This is a genomic window from Modicisalibacter sp. (assembly GCF_055145905.1).
On record NZ_JBSREH010000047.1, the window covers coordinates 38,926 to 61,203 of the forward strand.

Sequence of the window (22,278 nt, forward strand, 5' to 3'; positions counted from 1 at the left end):
CGGCCGGCGGGACGGCGAGGGCGGCGATGCTGCACGATAGTTCGGCCATCTCAACACCCCGGCAGATCGGCTTCGTGCTGCTGCCGGGGTTCTCGCTGCTCGCCCAGGCCTGCGCGCTGGAGCCGCTGCACGTGGCCAACCGGCTGGCCGGCGAGCGGCTCTACACGCCGCTGATCTTCAGCCTGGACGGCCGCGCGGTGAAAAGCGCCGCGGAGCTGGCGCTGTCGCCGAACGGCGCGACCGGCAGCGAGGCCGGGGCGCTGGACCTGCTGCTGGTCTGTGCCCCTTCCCAGGGTGTTGGCGCGCATCCGGCGCTCGAGGCCTGGCTGACGCGTCTGGCCGGGCGCGGCGTGGCGCTGGGCGGGGTCGCCGGGGGGACCGAGGTGCTGGCCCGGGCCGGGGTGCTCGACGGCTATCGCGCCACGCTGCCCTGGCAGAATCTGGAAGCCTTCGCCCGGGCCCATCCGGCGGTGCGGGTCAGCCACCAGCTCTTCGAGATCGACCGCGACCGTCTGAGCTGCGGCGGCGGTACCGCGGCGATGGACATGATGATGACCCTGATCGGCCAGCATCACGGCCAGCGGCTCGCCGAGCGCATCTCCGAGCACTTCGTCTGCGAGCGCATCCGCATGGGCGACGAGCCCCAGCACGTGCCGCTGCGCGCGCGGCTCGGCCATGCCCCGCAGAGCCTGGTCGACGCCGTGGCGCTGATGGAGTCCAACATCGAGGAGCCGCTGACCACCCACGAACTGGCCGAGCATCTGGGCATCTCGCGGCGCCAGCTAGAGCGGCTGTTCAAGAAGTACCTGCAGGCGGTGCCCAGCCGCTACTACCTGGACCTGCGCCTGCAGCGAGCGCGCAAGCTGCTGCGCGAGACCGACCAGGCGGTGGGTGACATCGCCCTGCAGACCGGCTTCTCCTCCGGCGCCCACTTCTCCACCGCCTACCGCAACCACTTCGGCATGACGCCCCGCGAGGAGCGGCTGACCTGACGGCGCCGCCCCGTCATCAGGGCAATCGCAGTTGACTCTGGCCGGGGGGCGCCGGGGACAGGTCGAAGAAGGGGGCCTACGCCATGGCCGGAAAATGTTCCTTTCCATTCCGGCATTTCCGCCATCCATGGCGGTCAGATGGCGTAGGTAGCGCCCATGGAGGGGGTCACAGCGCCCCTTTGAAGAGCTGTCGACGGGTCAGCCCTTGGCCGAACTGCGGGTAGCCTTGGTCCCGTCATGCCTTGTGCGCCAGCAGGGCGCGGAACAGCGAGCCCATCATCACCGGCTCGTCACGTTCGACGACGAAGCCGGCCGCCTCCAGCAGTGGCCCCGCCTGACGGGTGATGTCGGTGGCGATGACGCGGGTGACGCGGTTGAGTGCGCGGCGCCCCGGGCCGGCGGGGTGGCTGTCCGGCTGGAACTTGTCCATCACGCACAGCTGGCCGTCGTCGGCGAGCACCCGATGCGCCTCCGCCAGCCCGCGCTCCGGGTGCGGCATCACCGCCAGGATCAGGTGCATCACCACCACGTCGAAATGGCCGTCCGGGTAGCTCAGCGCCGCGGCGTCCATCACCCCGGCCTGGCCGTCGAAGCCCAGCGCCTCGGCCCGGGCACGAAAGCGCCGCACCATCGCCGGGGTGAGGTCGCAGCCGTGCAGCTCGATGTCGCGGGGCAGCCAGGGCAGGTCGAGCCCGGTGCCGCAGCCGACGATCAGCACGCGCTGGCCGCCGGCCCAGTCCACCGCCTCGAGCGCGCGCCGCCGGGCGCGGCGAAAGGCCCGGTCGGCGACACAGTCGTAGACCGGGGCATACAAGGCATAGCGCCAGCGGTTCCAGGTGGTGGCATCGATCATGGGTGGGCTCTCCCGGTAGGCCAGGCTGGGGAGTCCATCATGCGCCGGGAGCGGCGGTCAGGAAAGCCCGCCCGCTGGCGGCGGCCACCGGGCGGGGTCGGAGGCGGGCGTCAGGCCATGGTGTCGACGATGCCGCCCTCGACGCGCAGCGCCGCGCCGGTGGTGGCGCTGGCCTGCTCGGAGGCCGCGTAGACGCTCATGTGGGCGACCTCCTCGGGCGTGGCCAGGCGCTGGATGATCGAGGAGGGGCGGTTCTCGCGGATGAAGCGTTCCTCCATCTCCGCCTGCGACACGCCCTGCTCCTCGGCGGCCTGGCGGATCATCTCGAGCACGCCCTCGGAGCGGGTCGGCCCCGGCAGGATGGCGTTGACGGTGACCCGGGTGCCGCTGAGCACCTTGGCCAGCCCGCGCGAGATCGACTGCACGGCGGACTTGGTCATGCCGTAGTGGACCATCTCGCTGGGGATGTTGAGCCCCGATTCGCTGGAGATGAACTGGATGCGCCCCCAGTCGCGGGCCTTCATGCCCTGGGCGTAGTGACGCGACAGGCGCACCGCGCTCATCACGTTGACGTCGAAGAACTGCTGCCAGGTGGCGTCGTCGACCGCGAAGAAGTCCTGGGGGCCGAAGATGCCCACGTTGTTGACCAGGATGTCGGTCTCCGGCCGGGCCTCGATCAGCGCCCGGCAGCCCTCGGCGGTGCCCAGGTCGGCGGCCACGCCCGACACGCCGGCATTGGGGACGTCCTTCTTGATGGCCTCGATTGCCGCGTCGACGCGGGCCCGGGTGCGCCCGGTGACGGTGACCTCGGCGCCGGACTCGGCGAGCCCGCGGGCGATGGCGAAGCCGATGCCGGCGGTGGAGCCGGTGACGATGGCGTTCTTGCCGGAAAGGTCGATCTGCATGGGGAACACTCCTTGTCGTGTGCTGGGCGGCGACGCGGCGCCGACCCCAAATGTAGCCTGCTAAAAAGGTGGCGGTGCCCCGGTGCGACTTCAAGCCCCGGGTCACGACTGCCGTTTCGCCGCTTTTCATAATTCGCCGTCCCATCGCTGTAAGCCCCGGGGGCTTGTGCTCCTTATACTCGAGGGATCGACTCGATCACTGCATCGCCTTTCTCACAGACTTACCGGATGGAGACCGACATGGACTACACCCCGACCCGCGACGACTTCGATCGCTACATGGTGCCCAACTACGCCCCGCAGCGGGTGATTCCCGTGCGCGGCGAGGGCAGCCGCCTGTGGGATCAGGAGGGCCGCGAGTACATCGACTTCGCCGGCGGCATCGCGGTGAACTCGCTGGGGCACTGCCATCCGGTGCTGGTCAATGCGCTCAAGGAACAGGCCGACACGCTTTGGCACCTGTCCAACGTCTACACCAACGAGCCGGCACTCAAACTGGCCAAGGCGCTGACCGAGCGCACCTTCGCTGACAAGGTCTACCTGTGCTCCTCCGGCGGCGAGGCCAACGAGGCCGCGCTCAAGCTGGCCCGGCGCTGGGCCCACGACACTCACGGCGAGCGCAAGCACAAGATCGTCTCGTTCCGCCAGTCGTTCCACGGCCGCACCTTCTTCACCGTCAGCGTCGGCGGTCAGCCCAAGTATTCCCAGGGCTTCGGGCCGGTGCCGGGCGGTATCGTCCACGGCGAGTTCAACAACCTCGACAGCGTGCGCGAACTGATCGACGCCGACACCTGCGCGGTGATCGTCGAGCCGATGCAGGGCGAGGGCGGCATCGTGCCGGCCACCCAGGACTTCCTCGAGGGGCTGCGCGCGCTGTGCGACGAGCACCAGGCGCTGCTGATCTTCGACGAGGTGCAGTCGGGCATGGGCCGTCCGGGCACGCTGTTCGCCTACATGCGCTACGGCGTCGTGCCGGACATCCTGACCAGCGCCAAGTCGCTGGGTGGCGGCTTCCCGATCGGCGCGATGCTGACCACCGAGCAGGTCGCCAGGGTATTCACGCCGGGCACCCACGGGTCGACCTACGGCGGCAACGCCCTGGCCTCCGCCGTGGCGCTGGCGGCGCTCGAACACATCGACACCCCCGAGGTGCTCGAGGGCGTGCAGCGGCGCCATGAACGCTTCCGCGAGCATCTCGAGGCGCTCAACGCCAAGTATGGCGTGTTCGGCGAGGTGCGCGGCATGGGCCTGCTGATCGGCGCGCCGATGGCCCCCGAGTACGAGGGCCGCGCCAAGGACATCCTGCCGCTGGCCATCGAGGAAGGGCTGATGGCGCTGATCGCCGGACCCAACGTGCTGCGCATGGCGCCGTCGCTGGTGATCCCCGAGGCCGACATCGACGAGGGCATGGCGCGTCTCGACCGCGCCCTGGCCCGCTTCGTCGAGTCCGCATGAACGGCCACGCGCCCACCACGGGAGGAAACGCCATGCTGGTCGTGCGCCCTGCCAAGCCGGCCGACCTGCCGGGCCTCGAGCGCCTGGCGGGGACGGCCACCCCGCGGCTGACCAATCTGCCGGCGCATCGCGATCGCCTCGAGGAACGCATCACCCGGTCGCAGCGCTCGCTGGCCCGCGAGGTCGACTTTCCCGGCGACGAGAGCTACACCTTCGTGCTCGAGGACCTCGAGCGCGGCGAGATCGCCGGGACCGCCACCATTCGCGCCCATGCCGGCGCTCACGAGGCGTACTACACCTATCGTCAGGAAACGCTGATCCACGCCTCGCAGCAGCTCAACGTGCGCCGCGAGGTGCAGACGCTGTCGCTGTCCCACGAGGTCTCGGACGCCAGCCTGCTGTGCGCGCTGTCGCTGGACCCGCGCTACAAGGGTACCAGCGCCGAGAGCCTGCTGCGCCGCTCGCGGCTGATGTTCATCGCCCAGTATCCGGAACGCTTCGCCGAGCTCCTGGCGATCGCCTTCCCCGGCTACCTGGACGCCGACGGCGAGTCGCCGTTCTGGAACAGCGTCGGTCGTCACTTCTTCGCCCGCGGCTACCAGGAGATGAACCACCTGGCCGGGGTGCGCTCGAAGAGCTTCATCGCCGAGGTGATGCCGCAGTTCCCGCTCTACCTGCCGCTGCTCACCCCGGCGGCGCGGGCGGCGATCGGCCGCGAGCACCCGGCCCACGAGACGGCGCTGGCGGAAATGCTCGCCGAGGGCTTCGCCCGCTCGCGGCACGTCGACATCTTCGACGCCGGTCCGGTGATCAAGGCCGAGCGCGATCGGCTGGCGACCTTCCGTCACAGCACCTGGCATCCGGTGCGCATCCGCCCGGCAACGGCGCTGCCGGACGCCGAGCCGGCGCTGATCGCCAACCAGAAGCTCGACGGCTTCCGCTGCGTGGTGGCGCGCTATGCGCTGTCGCCCACCGGCCAGCTGATGCTCTCGCCCGAGCATGCCGCGGAACTCGGCGTGGAGGAGGGCCGCGCGGTGCTCGCCGCGCCGCTGGGTCTGCCGGACGCCGATGACGCCTTCGACGAGGGGGAACTGTAATGCGCATTCGACCCATCGCCCGCGGCGATCTCGACAGCCTGCAGCGGCTCGCTCGCGAGACCGGCGTCGGTTTCACGTCGCTGCCGGACAACCGCGATTTCCTGGCCGGCAAGATCGAGTCCGCCGCCCGGGCCTTCGAGGCCCGCGTGCCGGCCGAGGAACGGCTGTACTTCTTCGTGCTCGAGGATGACGAGACGGGCGAGCTGGCCGGCTGCTGCGCCATCGAGGCGCAGGTTGGCCGCGAGGTGCCGTTCTACCACTACCGGGTGGGCACGCTGGCGCACTCGTCGGTACAGCTCGACCTGCACCGCACCATCGACACGCTGTTTCTGAGCTCGGACCACACCGGCGACGCCGAGGTGGCCTCGCTCTACCTGCGTCCGGAATATCGCCGTCATCGCAACGGTGCGCTGCTCTCGAAGGCGCGCTGGCTGTTCATGGCCCAGTTCCGCAACTGCTTTCCCGACAAGGTGCTCGCCGAGATGCGCGGCAAGTTCGACGGCAACGGCATCAGCCCCTTCTGGCAGTGTCTGGGCAGTCACTTCTTCCCCATGGATTTCAATGAAGCCGACAGACTGACGGGATTAGGCCAAAAGAGCTTTATCGGCGAGCTGATGCCCAAGTTCCCGATCTACACCCCCTTTCTCACCGAGGAGGCGCGGGCCTGCATCGGCGCCGTCCACGACGACACCCGGCCCGCGCTGGAGATGCTCAAGAAGGAGGGCCTGCGCTGGGAGGGCTATATCGACATCTTCGACGGCGGCCCCACCGTGGAAGCCTACATCGATGACGTGCGGGCGGTGCGTCACTCAAGGCTGTGTACCGTGGAGGTCGCCGGCAGCGAGCCGGAATCCACCGAGCGCCCCGCCTGGCTGGTGGCGACCACCGACATGACCGGCTTCCGGGCCGCCTGGGTGGGCCGCGGCCCCGACGAGGACGGCAGCCTGACCCTCAGCGATGCGGAAGCCTGCCGCCTCGGTGTCGCCACCGGCGATACCCTGCGGGTTCTGGAAACGTAAGCTCGAAACCTGGGAGCCTCTCATGCAAGCCCGACAACAACTCTTCATCGGTGGTGCCTGGGTCGACGGCGCCGCCGACCCGCTGACCAAGACCGACCCGATCAGCGGCGATACCTTGTGGCAGGGTGCCAGTGCCGGCACGGCTCAGGTGGACGAGGCGGTGGCCGCCGCCCGCACGGCGTTTCCCGGCTGGGCGCGTCGGACGTTCGAGGCGCGGCTGGCCGTGGTCGAGCGTTTCCGCGACCAGCTCGAGACCCACCGCGAGGCGCTGGCCGAAAGCATCGCCCGGGAAACCGGCAAGCCGCTGTGGGAAGCGCGGACCGAGGTGGGCGCGATGATCGCCAAGGTGGCGATCTCGGTGACCGCCCATCACGAGCGCACCGGCGAGCGCAGCCGCGATGCGGGCGGCACCACGGCGGTGCTGCGTCATCGCCCCCACGGCGTGCTGGCAGTGTTCGGCCCCTACAACTTCCCCGGCCATCTGCCCAACGGGCACATGGTCCCGGCGCTGCTGGCCGGCAACACCGTGGTCTTCAAGCCCAGCGAGATCACCCCGCGCACCGCCGACCTGACCCTGCAATGCTGGCAGGCCGCCGGGCTGCCCGAGGGCGTGATCAACCTGGTGCAGGGTGGCGCGCCGGTGGGGCAGGCGCTGGCCGGGGCCGACGACATCGACGGGCTGCTGTTCACCGGCAGTGCCCGCACCGGCAAGCTGCTGCACAAGCAGTTCGCCGGCCAGGTCGACAAGATCCTCGCGCTGGAGCTGGGCGGCAACAACCCGCTGGTGGTCAGGGACGTGCCGGACGAGGCCGCCGCGGTGCTGACCATCCTGCAGTCGGCGTTTCTCTCCGGCGGCCAGCGCTGCACCTGCGCGCGGCGGCTGATGGTGCCCGAGGGCGCCGTCGGCGACCGCCTGATCGAGGCGCTGGTCGCGGCCATCGGTGAGCTTCGCGTCGCCGCGCCGTTCAGCGAGCCGGCGCCGTTCTACGGTGGGCTGGCCACGGTGGCCGCCGCCGATGGGCTGCTCGCGGCCCAGGACGATCTCGAGGCGCGCGGTGGCAGTGTGCTGGCGCGGATGCGCCGTCTGGTCGACGGCACCAGCCTGCTCAGCCCCGGACTGATCGACGTCACCGACTGCGACGTGCCCGACGAGGAGCACTTCGGCCCGCTGCTCAAGGTGCACCGCTACCGTGACTGGGACGAGGCGATCGCGCTTGCCAACGATACCCGCTACGGGCTCTCCGCCGGGCTGATCGGCGGCGAGCAAGCCGACTGGGACGACTTCCTGCTGCGCATCCGCGCCGGCATCGTCAACTGGAACCGCCAGACCACCGGCGCCTCCAGCGACGCGCCCTTCGGCGGCATCGGCGACAGCGGCAACCATCGCCCGAGCGCCTACTATGCCGCCGACTACTGCGCCTACCCGGTCGCCTCGATGGAGAGCGAGTCGCTGGCGCTGCCCGAGAACCTGCCGCCGGGGGTGACATTATGAGCGACTCCACACCGCGGGCCGACGTCCGCGAGGTCAACTTCGACGGCCTGGTTGGCCCCACCCACAACTACGCCGGGCTGGCCCATGGCAACGTGGCGTCGATGCGCCACGGCGGCCTGGCCTCCAGCCCGAAGGAAGCGGCGCTGCAGGGGCTGGCCAAGATGAAGGCCCTGCACGATGCGGGCTATGCTCAGGGGGTGCTGCCGCCCCAGCAGCGCCCGGACCTCGGCGCGCTGCGCGACCTGGGCTTTTCCGGCAGCAACGCTCAGGTGCTGGAACGCGCCGCCCGCGAGGCGCCGCAGATCCTGCGCGCGGTGTGCTCGGCATCGTCGATGTGGACGGCCAACGCCGCTACGGTGACGCCGAGTATCGACGCACCGGACGGCCGGGTGCATTTCACCCCGGCCAACCTGCAGTCGAGCTTTCACCGCTTCCTCGAGCCGCAGACCACCGGCCGCGTGCTGGCGGCGATCTTCCGCGACGAGGCACGCTTCGCCCATCACCCGGCGCTGCCGGCGACCCCGGCGTTCTCCGACGAGGGCGCGGCCAACCATACCCGGCTGTGCGGCGATCACGGCGAGCCGGGCGTGCACCTCTACGCCTACGGGCGTCAGGCGTTTCCCGGCGAGGGGGAAACGCGTCGCGAGCCACGGCGCTTCCCGGCCCGCCAGACCCTGGAGGCCAGCCAGGCGGTAGCCCGTCAGCACGGCCTCGATGCCACGCAGGTGGTGTTCGCCCAGCAGCACCCGGAGGCCATCGATGCCGGCGTGTTCCACAATGATGTGATCGCGGTGGGTAACGGTCCGGTGCTGCTCTATCACGAGATGGCGTTTCTCGACGAGGAGGGCACCCTCGACGAACTGCGCCGCAAGATGACCACGCCGCTGATCCCGGTGCGCGTGCCGAGCGAAGCGGTGAGCCTCGACGATGCGGTGAGCTCGTATCTGTTCAACTCGCAGCTGCTCTCCGACCCCGACGGCAGCGGGGCCATGACCCTGGTGGTGCCCGGCGAGTGCCAGGAGAACGAGGCGGTGTGGCGGACCATCCAGGACCTGCTGCTGGCCGGCCACAATCCGATCGGCGAGGTGGTGGTCAAGGACGTCAAGCAGAGCATGCGCAACGGCGGTGGCCCGGCCTGTCTGCGGCTGCGGGTGGTGCTCGACGCCGCCGAGCGCGCCGGGCTGTCCGGCCGGGTGCTGCTCGACGACGCGCTCTACACCGACCTCGTCGGCTGGGTCGAGCGCCACTATCGCGACACCCTGAGCCCGGCCGATCTCGCCGACCCGCAGCTCGCCGAGGAGACGCTCACCGCGCTCGACGAACTGACGCGGCTGTTGAAGATCGGCAGCGTCTATCCCTTCCAGCTGACCTGAGGCATCACGCCTGGAAGGGGTTGCTGGCCTCCTCCAGGCGACGCAGGGCGTCCTTGTCCAGGGTCAGCCGGGTGGCGGCGATCATGGCATCCAGCTGGCGGCGCGAGGTGGCGCTGGCGATCGGTGCGGTGACCGCCGGGCGGGTCATCAGCCAGGCCAGCGAGACGCTCGCCGGCGTGGTGTCGAGCCGCCGGGCGACCTCGCCGAGGGCGTCGAGGATGCGCATCCCACGCTCGTCGAAGTACTTGTCGAGGAAGGCCTCGCGGGGCGTGCCGCGGGCATCCTCGCGGTCGCGGTACTTGCCGGTGAGAAAGCCGCTGGCCAGCGCGAAGTAGGGGATCACGCCGACGCCGTGTTGCTCGCACAGCGGGGCCAGCCGGGCCTCGTAGTCGCTGCGGTCGTAGAGGTTGTAGAACGGCTGCAGGGTTTCGTAGCGCGGCAGGTCGTTGCGCTCGGCGACCGTCAGTGCCTGGTCGAGGCGGCGCGCCGGATAGTTCGAGGCGCCGATGGCGCGGACCTTGCCCTGTTCAATGAGCCGCTGATAGGCCTCGAGGGTCTCCTCCAGCGGGGTATCGGTGTCGTCGTCGTGGGACTGGTAGAGGTCGATGACGTCGGTCTGCAGGCGCGTCAGCGAGGCCTCGACGGCGCGCATGATGTAGTCCTTCGAAAGCCCCTGCTCGCCGTCGCCCATCGCCTTGCCGACCTTGGTGGCCAGCAGCACCTTGTCGCGGTTGCCGCGGGCCTTGAAGTAGCGGCCCAGCACGGTTTCGGACTCGCCGCCGCTGTGGCCGTCTACCCAGCGCGAGTAGACGTCGGCGGTGTCGATGGCGTTGAAGCCGGCGTCCAGCCAGGCGTCGATCATCGCGAACGATTCGCGCTCGTCGAGTGTCCAGCCGAAGACGTTGCCGCCGAAGATCAGCGGGGCGGTTTTCAGGCCGCTGTTGCCGAGCGGGCGTAATTCCATTACCAACTCCTCCTGTCGGGTCACGAGTGTGCCATGAGGCTGCTAAACGGATGTGTCGCCATCAGGGTAGTCGACCCGAGTTGGTGATGTCGGCCCCGGCGACAGGAGAACGGGACAGGGTGCGGAACTTGCCGGTAAGCTGTCGGGAAATCCAGGCGGGAGAAGCCAACCGTGGCCGGCAGCAGTCTGCTTACCCTGATCGATGACATTGCCACCCTGCTCGACGACGTGTCGCTGATGACCAAGGTGGCGGCCAAGAAGACCGCCGGCGTGCTCGGCGACGATCTCGCCCTCAACGCCCAGCAGGTCACCGGCGTCAACGCCGACCGCGAACTGCCGGTGGTCTGGGCGGTGGCCGTGGGGTCGCTGCGCAACAAGCTGATCCTGATTCCCGCGGCGCTTTTGATCAGCGCCTTCGTGCCCTGGGCGGTGACGCTGCTGCTGATGCTCGGCGGCGCCTACCTGTGCTTCGAGGGCGCCGAGAAGCTCGCCCACAAGTTCCTGCATCGCGCCGACGACGCCGAGGAACATCGCCGGCGGCTCGCGGCGATGGCCGATGCCACGGTGGACATGCGCGCCTTCGAGCGCGAGCGCATCAAGGGCGCGATACGCACCGACTTCATCCTCTCCGCGGAGATCATCGTGATCACCCTGGGTACCGTGGCCGGGGCGACGCTGACCCAGCAGATCGCGGTGCTCACGGGTATCGGCGTACTGATGACGCTGGGGGTCTACGGGCTGGTCGCCGGTATCGTCAAGATCGATGACCTGGGGCTGTATCTCAGCCGCCGCACCGGCGCGGCGGCATCGCTGGGGCGCGGTCTGCTGGCTGGAGCGCCCTGGCTGATGAAGGGGCTGTCGGTGGTCGGCACCCTGGCGATGTTCCTGGTCGGCGGCGGTATCCTCAGCCACGGCGTGCCGCTGCTGCATCACCTCGTCGAGGGGGCGGCCGAGGCCGAGCTCGGCGTGCCCGGGCTCGACGCCGTGATTCATGGCCTCGGCCCGTCACTGCTCAACCTGGCGATCGGACTGGCGGCCGGCGCGCTGGTGCTGGCCGGGGTGACGCTCGTGCAGCGCCTGCGACGCCGAGGCGTCTGAGCGTTCGGCGAGGCAGGTGTCGGCCACCACCACCCGGTTGCGGCCGCGGTGCTTGGCGGCATAGAGCGCCCGGTCGGCCCGCGCGACGGCGTCGGCCTGGCAACCGTGCGGATCGGTCACCGCCGGCAGCATGACCAGCCCGATGCTCAAGGTGATCGACAGCGACAGTGGCGTCGTCGTGTCCGGTACGCTCAGCGTGAAGGGGTGCCCGGCAATGGCGCGACGGATGCGTTCGGCGAGATCGTGGGCCTGGGCGGTGGTCATCGCCGTGGTGAGTATGGCGAACTCCTCGCCGCCGATACGCGCGAGGGCGTCTTCCTGACGCAGCTGCTGGCGCAGGCGCCGGGTCAGCCGCTGCAGCAGTTGATCGCCCGCCGGATGCCCGTGGTGGTCGTTGACCGGCTTGAAATGGTCGATGTCGAGCAGCAGCAGGTGGGGGGCACGGTCGTCATCGGACTCGCGAGAGGCCAGCTCGGCAAAGCGCTGGTCGAGGCCGCGCCGGTTGAGCAGGCCGGTGAGTGCATCGTGGTGAGAGGCGATCAGTGCCTGCTCTTCCTGCTGCTTGCGCCGGCTGATGTCGATCAGCAGCCCGGCGATGCTCAGCGGGCGGGCCTGCTCGTCGTAGGTGATGTCGGCGACGATCTCGCTCCAGCCGTATTCGCCACCGGCAATGCGCACCCGCGCATCCTGACGGCAGTGGCTGGCGCGCTCGCGCAGGGCCTGGCGCAGCTGATGGAACAGGGCGGTCCGGTCCTCGTGCAGGACGCATTCCAGCAGCCGCCGCAGTGGCACATGAGGGTAGGTCTCGGGATAGCCGAGCCGGCGGCGCAGCCCCTGAGAACACCAGGGTTCGCCGGTGGCAAGATTCAGTTCCCACACGCCGCAGTCCGTGACCTTGTGAAACAGCTCCAGCTGGGACGAGCGGCTGGAGAGCTGCTGACGGTAGATGCCGGAGGCGATCAGCTCGGCTGCCAGACCGAGCGCGTCCAGCCCCGGGCCTTCCCAGTCGACGGCGCGCTCGCAGTCGTCGATCCCCAGCGTGCCCCACCATTGGCCGTTGACCAAAATGGGCACCGTGGCCATCGACAGGATCGACTGGCTCTCGAGGTTGTCGCGCAGCGACCCCGGCGGCAACTCGGCGGTGACGGTGCCCTGGCGTTGGCCGCGACGACGCTGGTCGACCAGTGCCAGGAACTGCGGATCATCGAACAGGGTGGCAAAGAAGCGGAAGCGGCGCTGGGTGAGCTGGCGAAAGCGCGGCTCGGCCGCCCACTCGAACACATAGTCCTGAATGATGGCGTCGTCCTGCAGGTCTATCAGCTGAAAGACCCAGACGCGGCTGGCGCCCGTGGTTTCGCCGATACGGGCCAGCAACTGCTGAACGCCTTCGGTGAACCGGGCCGTTTCCGACAGGGCCCGTGCCCCTTGCGTCAGCGCCGCAAGCAGTTCGGTGGTATTGATCATCGGGTGGGTTCCGCTGCGCAGGCTGATTGTTGTTGGTCGTTATTCGTGAAAGTCTAAGATGCCGATCTACGCTTGCCAATGGCAGCGCCCGCCGTTATCGATCCGCGAGGAGCCATGAACATCGCCTGGACCCTGCAGCGCCTGCAGCCTGACTCGCCCCATGTCGCTACCGTGGCGCGCTGGACCCACGAAATCTGGGGTCACCTAGACCCGACGCGCAGCCTTGCCGAACGGCGGCTCGAGACCCGCAGCGAATGCGGCGAGGCCGGGGTGCCGTCGGTGTTCGTGGCCCTGGCCGGCGCAATGCCGGTGGGCACGGCGAGCCTGATCGTCGACGACATGCCCACCCGGCCCGAGCTGACGCCCTGGCTCGCCTCGGTGTTCGTCCATCCCGAGTGGCGCCGGCACGGCATCGCTTCGGCCCTGGTGGAACGTGTCGAGCGCGAAGCGCGGGAGGCGGGCGTCGCGACACTGTATCTCTACACGCCCGACCGGCAGGCGCTGTACGAGCGGCTGGGCTGGCGGGCATTCGAGACCGTGAACTATCGCGGCGAGACGGTGACGCTGATGAGGCGTGGCTGGGCATGAAGGGGACCCGGTGACGCGACTCGAGGAGTGTCATGCCCGGGGGGCGGTGTCTCGAGTGGTGCGGCGTATCCGTATATCCGGCCTGCATCAGGATGATAGTGTTGCCGGAGGTCGGGTGGCCTTGAGCGCAGGAAAGGACCTGTAGCCCGGCCCTGCCATATCCCAACAGCCAAGGAGAGACTCGTGGGAATCCAGACGATGGGCAATCCGGTGTTTACCGCGCTTTACCCCGGCCTGTCGGGCCGGGACGACAGCTTCCCGATCGACCCGACCGCCGGTATCACCCGGAATGTCCGAAATGAGGACGGGGCGGTCACCGCCCGGGACGCGGTCGGGCGAGGCGTGCCTCACGGGCCGGACGATCTCGATTCACCGGGGCGGACCGTGGCGTCCGTGGCGGCTCATAGCCATGGCAACGAGTCTGTCCGGTCTGCCGTCAACGAGATGCTGGAAAGCCGGCCGGCCGATGCTCATGCCGGCCCGAAGCCGGCGGGCCCCCCGTCGACGGGTGACGGTAACGGCAACGGACAGTCGGACACGCTGGTCATCGACGAATCGGGAACGCTGGACGCCGCGGTCTTCGAGGGCCGGCTCGAGGGTATCGATACCCTGCGCTTCACCAGTCATGTGACGGCCGATGCCAGTGACTTCAGCGAGGTCGGCGACATCACCCTCGAGGACGGGGCAACCCTGCTCAATCTGGGCGACGAGCAGACCGTCACCGCCTTGAACGGAAGCCTCGACGGCGAGGGTGAGCCCCTGATTCTCCGCGAGGCGGGGCAGGAGGTCGATATCGTCACGGACTTCTCCGGCCCGGGCGGGCATGTCGATCCGGACGAAACCCTCGAGCTGGTCGTCGAGCCGACCAGCGAGGAGATTGGTGGCCCTATCCCGTACGAATTGGGCACCCTGACGCTCTCGGGCAATGGCGCCGTCAGTTATGAAGATACCGGGCGGGGCTTCGAGAATATCGACGCGTCGTCGTTGACGGGCGGCCTGACCTTTTCGGGACAGACCTTCGTCTGGGAGCACGTCATGCTGGGCGAGGGCGCCGATACGCTGAACATGGCCGGGAAGTCCAACTACCATTCCGCCGATGAGATCACCGGGTTCGATGTCAGTGAGGATACCCTGGACGTGATCAGCGGCGAGTTCGGCGATGTGAAGGTGATCGAGCCCGATACGCAAAACTGGGATCGAGACGCGTTGATGAATGCCGAGCACCAGGCAATCGAGGTCTCGGGCGAGAATGGGGGCGCCTACGTGGCCTTCGAGACCGACGACAGCACGCGTATTCTCGGGGATACGGAAGGCAGGCAGGCCGGGATGATCAGCGATGGTGACTTCTCGATCAAGCTGGTCGGCACCACGGGGTTGACGGATATCCTTGCCGCCGAAGGCTCACTCTAGCCGCCCGGCCGACAGGCGCTGTACGAGCGGCTGGGCTGGCGGGTATTCGAGACCGTGAACTATCGTGGCGAAACCGTGACGCTGATGGTGCGGAACCTGGAGTGAGCGGCGTCGGCGCGCCGGGGCGCTACCGGCCCGAGGGGCGTTGACGCTACCATGCCGGGGTCCTGAAACGATGAGCGAGACCGGCGATGACCCTGGACCCGATTCCCCTGAGCGTAACGGCGCTGGTGGCGCTGCTGCTCGGCATGGCCCTGGCGGGCTGGCGCGGCGCGCGCCGCGTCGATGACTGGCGGCATGCCTGTGCGGAGCGCGAAGCGCAGGTCGAAGCGCTGCGCGAGCAACTCGGACAGTGGCAGGTGGCACTTCAGGAGCGGGACGCCCGGCTGAGCCAGGCGGAGAGTACGGCGGCGCGCCTCGAGGCGGAGCGGGAGGCGGCCCGCCAGCAGCAGATCGAGTATCGCCACTGGTGGGAGGTCGAGCGCGAACGTCGCGAGTCGCTGGGAGCGGAGCTGGCCGAGCTGAAGACGACCCACGGGGAGCTGACGGCGACCCTGGCGCAGAAGGAGTCTCATTTCCACGAGCAGTTCGCCACCTTGCGGGAGAGCCGCGATGCGCTCAAGCAGGAGTTCGAGAACCTGGCCAACGAGATTCTCGAACGCAAGGGGCGGGCATTCTCGGCATTGTCGCAAGAGCGCATCGGTGGCTTGCTGCAGCCCATCCACAGCGAGATGAAGGGCTTTCGCGAGACGGTCGAGTCGATCCAGCGCCAGGAGAGCGAGCAGCGCGTTCAGCTGCGCACCGAGTTGCAGAACCTGCAGAGCCTCAACCGGGCGATCACCGATCAGGCCGAGCGGCTGACCCAGGCCCTGCAGGGCCAGAAGAAGACCCAGGGCAACTGGGGCGAGCTGATGCTCGAGAACGTGCTCGACGGCGCCGGGTTGCGTCGGGGCACGGATTACGAGCGCGAGGTCAGCTTCACCACCGAGGAGGGACGGCGGCGTCCGGACGCCCTCGTTTACCTGCCGCAGCAGCGCCATCTGGTCATCGATGCCAAGACGTCGCTGGCCGCCTACACCCGTTACGTCAATGCCGATGACGAAAGCGAACGGCGCCGGGCGCTCGCCGAACACTGCCAGGCGGTCCGGGATCGCATCGACGAACTTGCCGATCGCCACTACTACGACCTGCCAGGGCTCAACTCGCCGGAGGTGGTGGTCATGTTCGTGCCCGTGGAGTCGGCTTTCGTCGAGGCGATCAAGCATGACGCCACGCTGTATCAGCACGCCATCGAGCATCACGTGCTGGTCGCCACGCCCACCACGCTGCTGACCAGCCTCAATATCGTGCGTCAGCTGTGGCGCTTCGAGAATCAGAGTCGCCACAGCGCCGAGCTGGCCGACCGTGCTGAGAAGTTCCATGCCAAGCTCGCCGCCTTCCTCGCCAGCATGGAGGACGTCGGCAAGCGGCTCGACGGGGCTCGTACCAGCTACGACAGGGCGATGAATCAGCTACTCGCCGGCAAGGGCAATCTGATCAAGCAGGCCGATGAATTTCGTGAGCTGGGTGTGGCGGTCAAGAAGGAGTTGCCTCGCGAGCTGGTCGAGCGGGCCCGGCTGGAGCTCGATCACGGCAGTGGTGAGCCGTCGTCGGCCGGGCTCTCTGACCGGGACACGAGCCGCTCGAATGCCTGAGCGTTGCCGTCGATGTCCGGGCCATGATGCGTCCGGGGCCGGCTTTCCTGCAGGCGAGCGTGCAGCCCACCGATATCGTCGCTCAGGTAACGGGCGTCGAGGCCGGCTTCCTCGTACAGCTTGTCGCAGTCGTGGACCTGGATGCGGCGGCGCTGCTTGCTGAGCACGCCGTCGCGCTCCATGTCGTTGAGCGAGCGGCAGACGTGGACCGAGGTCAGGCCGAGAATCTCGCCAAGCAGTTTCTGCGACAGCGGCATGAAGAAATCGCGCAGATCCGTCGCCTGAATGCGGTTGAGCCGCAGCTGCGTCTCGATGACGAAGTGGGCGATGCGTGCCCGGGCGCTGCGCCGCGAGATCATCAGCAGGCGTTCGGTAATGGCGGCTTCCTGGCGCGCGAAGGCGGCCACCAGTGCCATGGCCAAGGGCGTCGAGCGTTCGAAGACATCCACGATATTGACGTGGGGAAACGAGCAGACCACACCCTCGGTGATCATGCGTGCCTCCGAGGCATGGGTCGCGAAGGTCAGGTCGCGCAGGCCGATGATGTCTCCCGGCAGCAGCACGTCGATAACCTGCCGGTTGCCCTCGGCATCGTCGCGGAACGTGCAGGCCCAGCCGCTGCGGATGGCGAAAAGTCGCTCCACCCGGCCATTCGCCGGCCACAGTGAGTACTTGTTGACGACACGGGTGGCAGGCCCCTCCAGAGTGTTCAGCAGTTGAGCATCCGCGTCGTCCAGCCTGAAATAGTGACTCAGGTTGGTCAGGGTAGGGCTATGGCCATGAGGCATCGAGGAACCAACTTGGGGGTCGGGAAATGGTATAGCAGGAGAGTCGTGCGGCCTGTTCGTGAGGACAGTCTGCAATGAGCGCTGCCGGCTCTCGTCGGCGCCATGCATAACATGGGTTGTTCATGAGGGCCGGTGATTAAGGATAGTTAAGGTGTGGGAGAAGTCCAACCCGAGTGTGGACAGGTGGGAGTTGCGTCAGTGTCATGCTCCCCCGGAGAGGCATCCTGCCAAGATGGAAACGGGCAGGATGTGATCCTCAGGCCCCCGGCCGCCCCCCTCATTCGGCCCGGCGTTCCAGCCGGTAGCCGTGTTGATAGACACTCTTCAGGCGCAGGCCGTGGCTGCCGTCGAGTTCCAGCTTGTGGCGCAGGCGGCTGATGTGGGTGTCGACCGTGCGGGTCGAGACGTCGGCGCGAATACCCCACACCAGTTCGAGTATATTGGCGCGGGAGAATAGCTGGCCGATGCGGCTGAAGAGCAGGCTGGCCAGACGGAATTCGCGCTCGGTGAGGCGGATTTCCCGGCCGTCGAGATGGATGCGGTGATTGTCGTGGTCGAGCCGGTAGGCGCCGATGCGGTTGGGGCTGGCTGGGGCGTGAAGCCCGGCGCGGCGCGCCAGCGCACCTACCCGGGCGCGCAGTTCCGAGGGGCGCAGGGGTTTGGCGAGGAAGTCGTCCGCGCCCTTTTCCAGAGCGCGTACCACATGCTCTTCGGCATCACTGGCGGTGATGAACAGGATCGGGCCCTCCCAGCCGTGGTGACGGCGTAGCTGGTCGACGAGATCCATCCCCGAGGCATCCGGCAGGTGCCAGTCGATGATCAGCAGGTCGAAGGGCTGCTCGAGCAGCGCCCGGTTGAGCTCGCTGGCGCGCTGATAGGTGCTGACCCGGGTCTCGTCCTGCATCAGGCAGTGCTGCAGGAAGTCGCACTGGTCGAGGTCGTCGTCGAGAACGCCGATATGCATGAGAGTGGCCACCCTTTCGGCTTTGGCTAATTTGTCTTCGGTTGTACCACAGCCGACCGTTGATGTTGTCACAAAGGTTCACAGTTGCCGATCGTACACGCCGTATACTGATCCCATCCATCGGGAGGGGATGTTATGCCAACCATTTTCGGCAAATCACTGGCCTTGGCGGGTATCGCTCTGTGTGTTCTGTTCGGCGGGCAGGCGCTGGCTCTGGAAACGCCCGGAGGGCCGGTGATTCTCACCGTCACGGGCGATATCGCGAATACCAATGCGCCGGGCGAGGCGCGCTTCGATCGCGCCATGCTGCTGGCGCTGCCCCAGCATGAGACCGCCACCCACACCCCCTGGCACGATGGCAGGGTCGTGTTCAGCGGACCGCTGGGGCGGGATCTGCTCGATGCCGTCGGAGCCCGTGGCAGCGAGCTGCGGGTCACGGCGTTGAATGACTATGCCTCGTCCATTCCGGTTTCGGACTTCCGCCAGCATGACGTGATTCTCGCCATGTCGGCCGACGGCAAGCGGCTGCGCATCCGCGACCAGGGGCCGCTGTTCGTGATCTATCCCTTCGACGACGAGCCGGACCTGCTCAACGAGACGGTGATGACCCGCTCGGTGTGGCAGCTCTCGCGAATCGACGTACGCTGACGCGCCGAGTCCATCGCTCGTGCGTGCTCTGCTGCTGCCGCGATTCCGGATCATTAGCCTGCTGGTACTGCTGTTCTTCCTGTCGGCCATGGTGACCGGCGGCGTGGTCTATCAGCGCCAGCAGGCGCTCGAGAACCGCCTGCTCGAGGACCTGGTCTGGGCCACCTATCAGTTCGATCGTGAAGTCCGCGAGCTGCGCCTGATACTCGGGCACACGCAAGCCGACGACCTCGACGAACTGCTGACCCGCTACGAGATTCTCTACAGCCGCGGCCAGCTGTTTGGTCGTGGCGAGATCGCCCGGGGCATGGCCGGCATACCCTCGGTCAAGCAGCCCCTGGCCGAGGCGCTGGCGGCCATTCAGGCGATGGATGCGGACTTTCAGGCGCTGGCCTCGGGCGAGCAGCGCCTGACACCGGCCTTTCGTCAGCAGCTGGCGGTGAAGATGCAGCGTCTGCAGGACGCCACCGAGACCACGTTGGTCAATACCAACGCCCACGTGGCGGCGACCCGGACCGCATCGCGCCAGGAACTGCTGCGGCTGTATGGCGTCGTGCTGCTGATGGTGCTGTTGATGGTGGGCGCCGGCGGGCTGCTGGTCCGGGTACTGGTGCGCCAGATACGCGGCCGGGCGCTCAAGACCGAGCAGCTCGAGGCGCGCACCCGGGAGCTCGACGAGGCATTGGCACGGGCCGAGGCGGCCAGCCGCGCCAAGTCGGAGTTCATGGCGGTCATGAGCCACGAGATTCGCACGCCTCTCAACGGGGTGGTGGGGGTCGCCGATCTCCTCGACGTGGAGGTTCGCAGCCGGCGGGGCACCGAGCTGCTCAAGACTCTGCGGGACAGCGCCATGGGGCTTCAGGTGGTGATCAACGACGTTCTCGATTACACCAAGATCGAGGCCGGCTCGCTGGATCTCGATGACCGGCCCTTCTCGCTGAGCCGGTTTCTCGAGCAGGTCTGCGCCAGCTATCAGGCCCGCCACGCCGGGAGCACGGGGCTGCGCTTCGAGTGCGAGATGGACGCCGGGTTGCCCGATCGGGTCCGTGGCGATGTCAACCGGCTGCGCCAGGTGGTGATGAACCTGCTCAACAACGCCTTCAAGTTCACCGATGCGGGGTTTGTGTGCTTCCGCGTCACGTGCGACGGGGATCAGGGCATTCGCTTCGCGGTACGCGATACCGGCTGCGGTATCGAGCCTGCCATGCTGTCGCGGCTGTTCGCGCCATTCTCGCAGGTCGACAGCTCGATTGCGCGCCGGCACGAAGGCTGCGGGCTGGGGCTGGTCATCTGCCAGCGTCTGGTATCGGCGATGGGCGGCGAGATCGGCGTCGAGAGCCACCCCGGGCTGGGCAGCCTGTTCTGGTTCCGGATCCCGCTGCCGGAAGCCGAAGATCCGGCCGACAGCAGCGAGCTGCCGGTACAGGACGCGGCGCTGGCCCGGCACCGGCTGCTGATCGTCGAGGACAACCCCGTCAACCAGGCGTTGACGCAGGCCATGCTGGAGTTTCTGGGGCAGACGGCCGATATCGTGGATAACGGCGAGGCGGCCCTGGAGACACTGGCCGCCACGTCCTACGACTTGGTGCTGATGGACATGCAGATGCCCATCCTGGATGGTCTGGAAACCACACGGCGCTGGCGAGCCCGGGAAATCGGGCATCGCCTGCCGATTGTCGCCATGACCGCCAATGTCATGCCGGCCGATCGGGAACGCTGTCAGAAAGCGGGGATGGACGACATGATCTTCAAACCGTTCACGCGGGCCGACCTGCGCGAGCTGCTGGCGCGCTGGCTGGGGCGGGCGCCTTCCGGGACGCCCGCGGCGAGCGACGAGGGAGCCGATGCCGGCACCCGGGAATCGGCGCCGCAGACACAGGGCGCCCTGCTCGACGCGGCGACCATGCAGGAGCTTCACGAGGCGCTGGCGCCCGAGGTGCTCGAGAGCCTGCTGAGTACCTACCTGACGCGCCTGGAGGGTCGGCTGGCGCGGCTGCGTGCCGCCCGTGACGCCGAGGACCGCGCCGCCATCGCCGCCGAGGCCCACTCCCTGAAGGGGGCGTCATCGTCCATGGGCTGCGCAGGGCTCGCGCGTGCCGCGGCCCGGCTCGAGACGGAGGCCGGCGAGGCATCCACCGAACAGCTGGAGGCGATGATCGCCGAGCTCGAGACGCTCCAGGCGGCCACACAGGATAGGCTGGTAGAGAGAGGACTGGTGCCGGAGATGGCGCTGGTGGCGGGAAATGACTAGAAGCGCTCGAGGTGGTGCTGGGCCAGCCAGGCGCTGAAGGGGCCGGCGGCCATCGGCCGGCCGAACAGGTACCCTTGGCCGAGCCGGCAATGCATGTCGGCCAGCAAAGCCTGCTGCTCGGCGGTCTCGATGCCCTCGGCGACGACGCAGAGATTCAGGCGTTCCCCGAGGTCGACGATGGTCTGCGTGATGGCCAGCGCTTCGGGGTCGATGTCGCAGCAACCGACGAAGCTGCGGTCGATCTTGATCTGGTCGAAGGGCAGGCGGTAGAGCTGGGCCAGCGACGAGTAGCCGGTACCGAAGTCGTCCATCGACAGCGTGCAACCCCTGTCGCGCAGGCTGTTGAGGACGTGCCGCGAGTATGACAGGCACTCCACGGCACCGCTTTCGGTGATTTCCAGCACGATGCCGCCGAGATCGACGCCGTGGCGCGCCGCCATGGCCTCGATGGTACTCAGACAGTCGGGTGCGCGCAGCAACTGCTGGGGCAGGTTGATGGCCAGGTCAAAAACGTGGCCGGCTGCCTCCCAGCGCGCCTTCTGGGCAAACGCCAGCTCCATGATGTGCCAGGTCAGCGTGATGATCTGCTGGCTGCGCTCGGCCAGCGGGATGAAGCTGTCGGGAAAGACCAGCCCACGCTGCGCGGATTGCCAGCGGACCAGTGCCTCCACCCCGGTCAGCTGGCCGGTAGCGAGTTCGAGCTTGGGCTGGAAGGCCAGAAACAGCTCGTCGCCGGCCATCGCCGCGGTCAGCTGCGACGGTGCGATCGGTGGCGGCGCCGGACGGCGGTTTTCCAGCAGGTGCTGCAGGACGCCGGGCTGAATTGGCTTCTGCAAAAAGCCCAGCATCGCCAGGCCGGTGCCGCGTCCCTGGGCGACGGCGCGCTCGAGGGTTGCCACCGAGGCGCTGCTGATCAGCACCACATCGGCGCGGACCCGCTTTTCCTGCAGGAAGTGCATGACATCCTGGCCGGTGAAATCGCCCAGGTCCATGTCCAGAAAGATCAGTTCGGCGTCCAGCCGCTCGCTGTGCCAGGCCAGCTCCTCCAGCCCGCCGGCCACCTCGACCCGATAGCCGTGACGCTCCAGCAGGGCGCGCAGCAGCAGCTGGATCTCGATATCGTCATCGACGATCAGTGCACGGAGCCGCCGGGCCGTGGAGGCGGCTCGGGGCGAATCGTCGAGAGTGGGCGTCGAGGACATGGCATGCGATCTCATGGGTCG

At 68.1% G+C, this 22,278-nt stretch carries 19 protein-coding genes; 12 read left to right on the plus strand and 7 right to left on the minus strand.

Going from position 1 to position 22,278, the window contains the following annotated elements:
• The first annotated feature begins 26 nt into the window (after positions 1 to 26).
• Positions 27 to 992 carry a GlxA family transcriptional regulator gene (locus tag ACTCB7_RS14070; protein WP_463007156.1) on the plus strand — a complete coding sequence of 322 codons (966 nt, stop codon included), beginning with the start codon at positions 27 to 29 and terminating at the stop codon, positions 990 to 992.
• 235 nt (positions 993 to 1,227) lie between these two features.
• On the opposite strand, the gene ACTCB7_RS14075 is transcribed toward ACTCB7_RS14070, so the two are convergent.
• Together ACTCB7_RS14075 and ACTCB7_RS14080 are read right to left on the minus strand one after the other, a co-directional pair.
• Positions 1,228 to 1,845 carry a class I SAM-dependent methyltransferase gene (locus ACTCB7_RS14075; protein WP_463007157.1) on the minus strand — a complete coding sequence of 206 codons (618 nt, stop codon included), beginning with the start codon at positions 1,843 to 1,845 and terminating at the stop codon, positions 1,228 to 1,230.
• Between the two features lie 110 nt (positions 1,846 to 1,955).
• A complete protein-coding gene (locus tag ACTCB7_RS14080) occupies positions 1,956 to 2,750 on the minus strand; it encodes an SDR family NAD(P)-dependent oxidoreductase (RefSeq protein WP_463007158.1) in 795 nt (264 codons plus the stop codon).
• A gap of 240 nt (positions 2,751 to 2,990) precedes the next feature.
• On the opposite strand from ACTCB7_RS14080, the gene ACTCB7_RS14085 reads away from it, so the two are divergent.
• Genes ACTCB7_RS14085 through astB form a run of 5 tightly spaced genes read left to right on the plus strand, consistent with a single transcriptional unit; the run spans position 2,991 to position 9,186 of the window.
• Complete coding sequence (locus ACTCB7_RS14085; RefSeq protein ID WP_463007159.1) at positions 2,991 to 4,205, plus strand: aspartate aminotransferase family protein; 1,215 nt, start codon at positions 2,991 to 2,993, stop codon at positions 4,203 to 4,205.
• Between the two features lie 32 nt (positions 4,206 to 4,237).
• Positions 4,238 to 5,302, plus strand: coding sequence for an arginine N-succinyltransferase (locus ACTCB7_RS14090; protein WP_463007160.1), 1,065 nt, complete (start codon positions 4,238 to 4,240; stop codon positions 5,300 to 5,302).
• Positions 5,302 to 6,321, plus strand: a complete 1,020-nt coding sequence (gene astA, locus ACTCB7_RS14095) for an arginine N-succinyltransferase (protein WP_463007161.1) — start codon at positions 5,302 to 5,304, stop codon at positions 6,319 to 6,321. Before ACTCB7_RS14090 ends, astA begins: the two co-directional genes overlap by 1 nt.
• A gap of 22 nt (positions 6,322 to 6,343) precedes the next feature.
• Positions 6,344 to 7,813 carry a succinylglutamate-semialdehyde dehydrogenase gene (gene astD / locus ACTCB7_RS14100; protein ID WP_463007162.1) on the plus strand — a complete coding sequence of 490 codons (1,470 nt, stop codon included), beginning with the start codon at positions 6,344 to 6,346 and terminating at the stop codon, positions 7,811 to 7,813.
• A complete protein-coding gene (gene astB, locus ACTCB7_RS14105) occupies positions 7,810 to 9,186 on the plus strand; it encodes an N-succinylarginine dihydrolase (RefSeq protein ID WP_463007163.1) in 1,377 nt (458 codons plus the stop codon). The genes astD and astB overlap by 4 nt, the downstream gene beginning before the upstream one ends.
• Before the next feature lie 4 nt (positions 9,187 to 9,190).
• On the opposite strand, the gene ACTCB7_RS14110 is transcribed toward astB, so the two are convergent.
• Positions 9,191 to 10,150, minus strand: coding sequence for an aldo/keto reductase (locus tag ACTCB7_RS14110; RefSeq protein WP_463007164.1), 960 nt, complete (start codon positions 10,148 to 10,150; stop codon positions 9,191 to 9,193).
• Positions 10,151 to 10,321: 171 nt separating this feature from the next.
• On the opposite strand from ACTCB7_RS14110, the gene ACTCB7_RS14115 reads away from it, so the two are divergent.
• Complete coding sequence (locus ACTCB7_RS14115) at positions 10,322 to 11,248, plus strand: DUF808 domain-containing protein (protein ID WP_463007165.1); 927 nt, start codon at positions 10,322 to 10,324, stop codon at positions 11,246 to 11,248.
• Here ACTCB7_RS14115 and ACTCB7_RS14120 read toward each other — a convergent pair.
• Positions 11,156 to 12,712, minus strand: coding sequence for a sensor domain-containing diguanylate cyclase (locus ACTCB7_RS14120; protein ID WP_463007166.1), 1,557 nt, complete (start codon positions 12,710 to 12,712; stop codon positions 11,156 to 11,158). The genes ACTCB7_RS14115 and ACTCB7_RS14120 overlap by 93 nt on opposite strands.
• 114 nt (positions 12,713 to 12,826) lie before the next feature.
• Between ACTCB7_RS14120 and ACTCB7_RS14125 the strand changes: the two genes are divergently transcribed.
• From ACTCB7_RS14125 to ACTCB7_RS14135, 3 genes are all read left to right on the plus strand, one after another.
• Positions 12,827 to 13,300 (plus strand): GNAT family N-acetyltransferase, encoded by a 474-nt coding sequence (locus ACTCB7_RS14125; RefSeq protein ID WP_463007167.1) that lies wholly within the window; start codon positions 12,827 to 12,829, stop codon positions 13,298 to 13,300.
• 183 nt (positions 13,301 to 13,483) lie between these two features.
• A complete protein-coding gene (locus ACTCB7_RS14130) occupies positions 13,484 to 14,710 on the plus strand; it encodes a hypothetical protein (RefSeq protein ID WP_463007168.1) in 1,227 nt (408 codons plus the stop codon).
• Positions 14,711 to 14,901: 191 nt separating this feature from the next.
• A complete protein-coding gene (locus ACTCB7_RS14135; protein ID WP_463007169.1) occupies positions 14,902 to 16,404 on the plus strand; it encodes a DNA recombination protein RmuC in 1,503 nt (500 codons plus the stop codon).
• Here the strand turns inward: ACTCB7_RS14135 and ACTCB7_RS14140 are convergent.
• Both ACTCB7_RS14140 and ACTCB7_RS14145 read right to left on the minus strand, forming a co-directional pair.
• Positions 16,338 to 17,192, minus strand: coding sequence for a Crp/Fnr family transcriptional regulator (locus tag ACTCB7_RS14140; RefSeq protein WP_463007170.1), 855 nt, complete (start codon positions 17,190 to 17,192; stop codon positions 16,338 to 16,340). The two genes, ACTCB7_RS14135 and ACTCB7_RS14140, sit on opposite strands and share 67 nt — an antisense overlap.
• Before the next feature lie 277 nt (positions 17,193 to 17,469).
• Positions 17,470 to 18,156, minus strand: a complete 687-nt coding sequence (locus ACTCB7_RS14145) for a response regulator transcription factor (protein WP_463007171.1) — start codon at positions 18,154 to 18,156, stop codon at positions 17,470 to 17,472.
• A 135-nt stretch (positions 18,157 to 18,291) separates the two neighbouring features.
• On the opposite strand from ACTCB7_RS14145, the gene ACTCB7_RS14150 reads away from it, so the two are divergent.
• Both ACTCB7_RS14150 and ACTCB7_RS14155 read left to right on the plus strand, forming a co-directional pair.
• Positions 18,292 to 18,804, plus strand: coding sequence for a putative pterin-binding protein (locus ACTCB7_RS14150; protein WP_463007172.1), 513 nt, complete (start codon positions 18,292 to 18,294; stop codon positions 18,802 to 18,804).
• A gap of 19 nt (positions 18,805 to 18,823) precedes the next feature.
• On the plus strand, positions 18,824 to 21,055 hold the full coding sequence (locus tag ACTCB7_RS14155; RefSeq protein ID WP_463007173.1) for an ATP-binding protein: 2,232 nt from the start codon (positions 18,824 to 18,826) through the stop codon (positions 21,053 to 21,055).
• Here ACTCB7_RS14155 and ACTCB7_RS14160 read toward each other — a convergent pair.
• Positions 21,052 to 22,257 (minus strand): EAL domain-containing response regulator, encoded by a 1,206-nt coding sequence (locus tag ACTCB7_RS14160; RefSeq protein ID WP_463007174.1) that lies wholly within the window; start codon positions 22,255 to 22,257, stop codon positions 21,052 to 21,054. The two genes, ACTCB7_RS14155 and ACTCB7_RS14160, sit on opposite strands and share 4 nt — an antisense overlap.
• Positions 22,258 to 22,278: the final 21 nt, after the last annotated feature.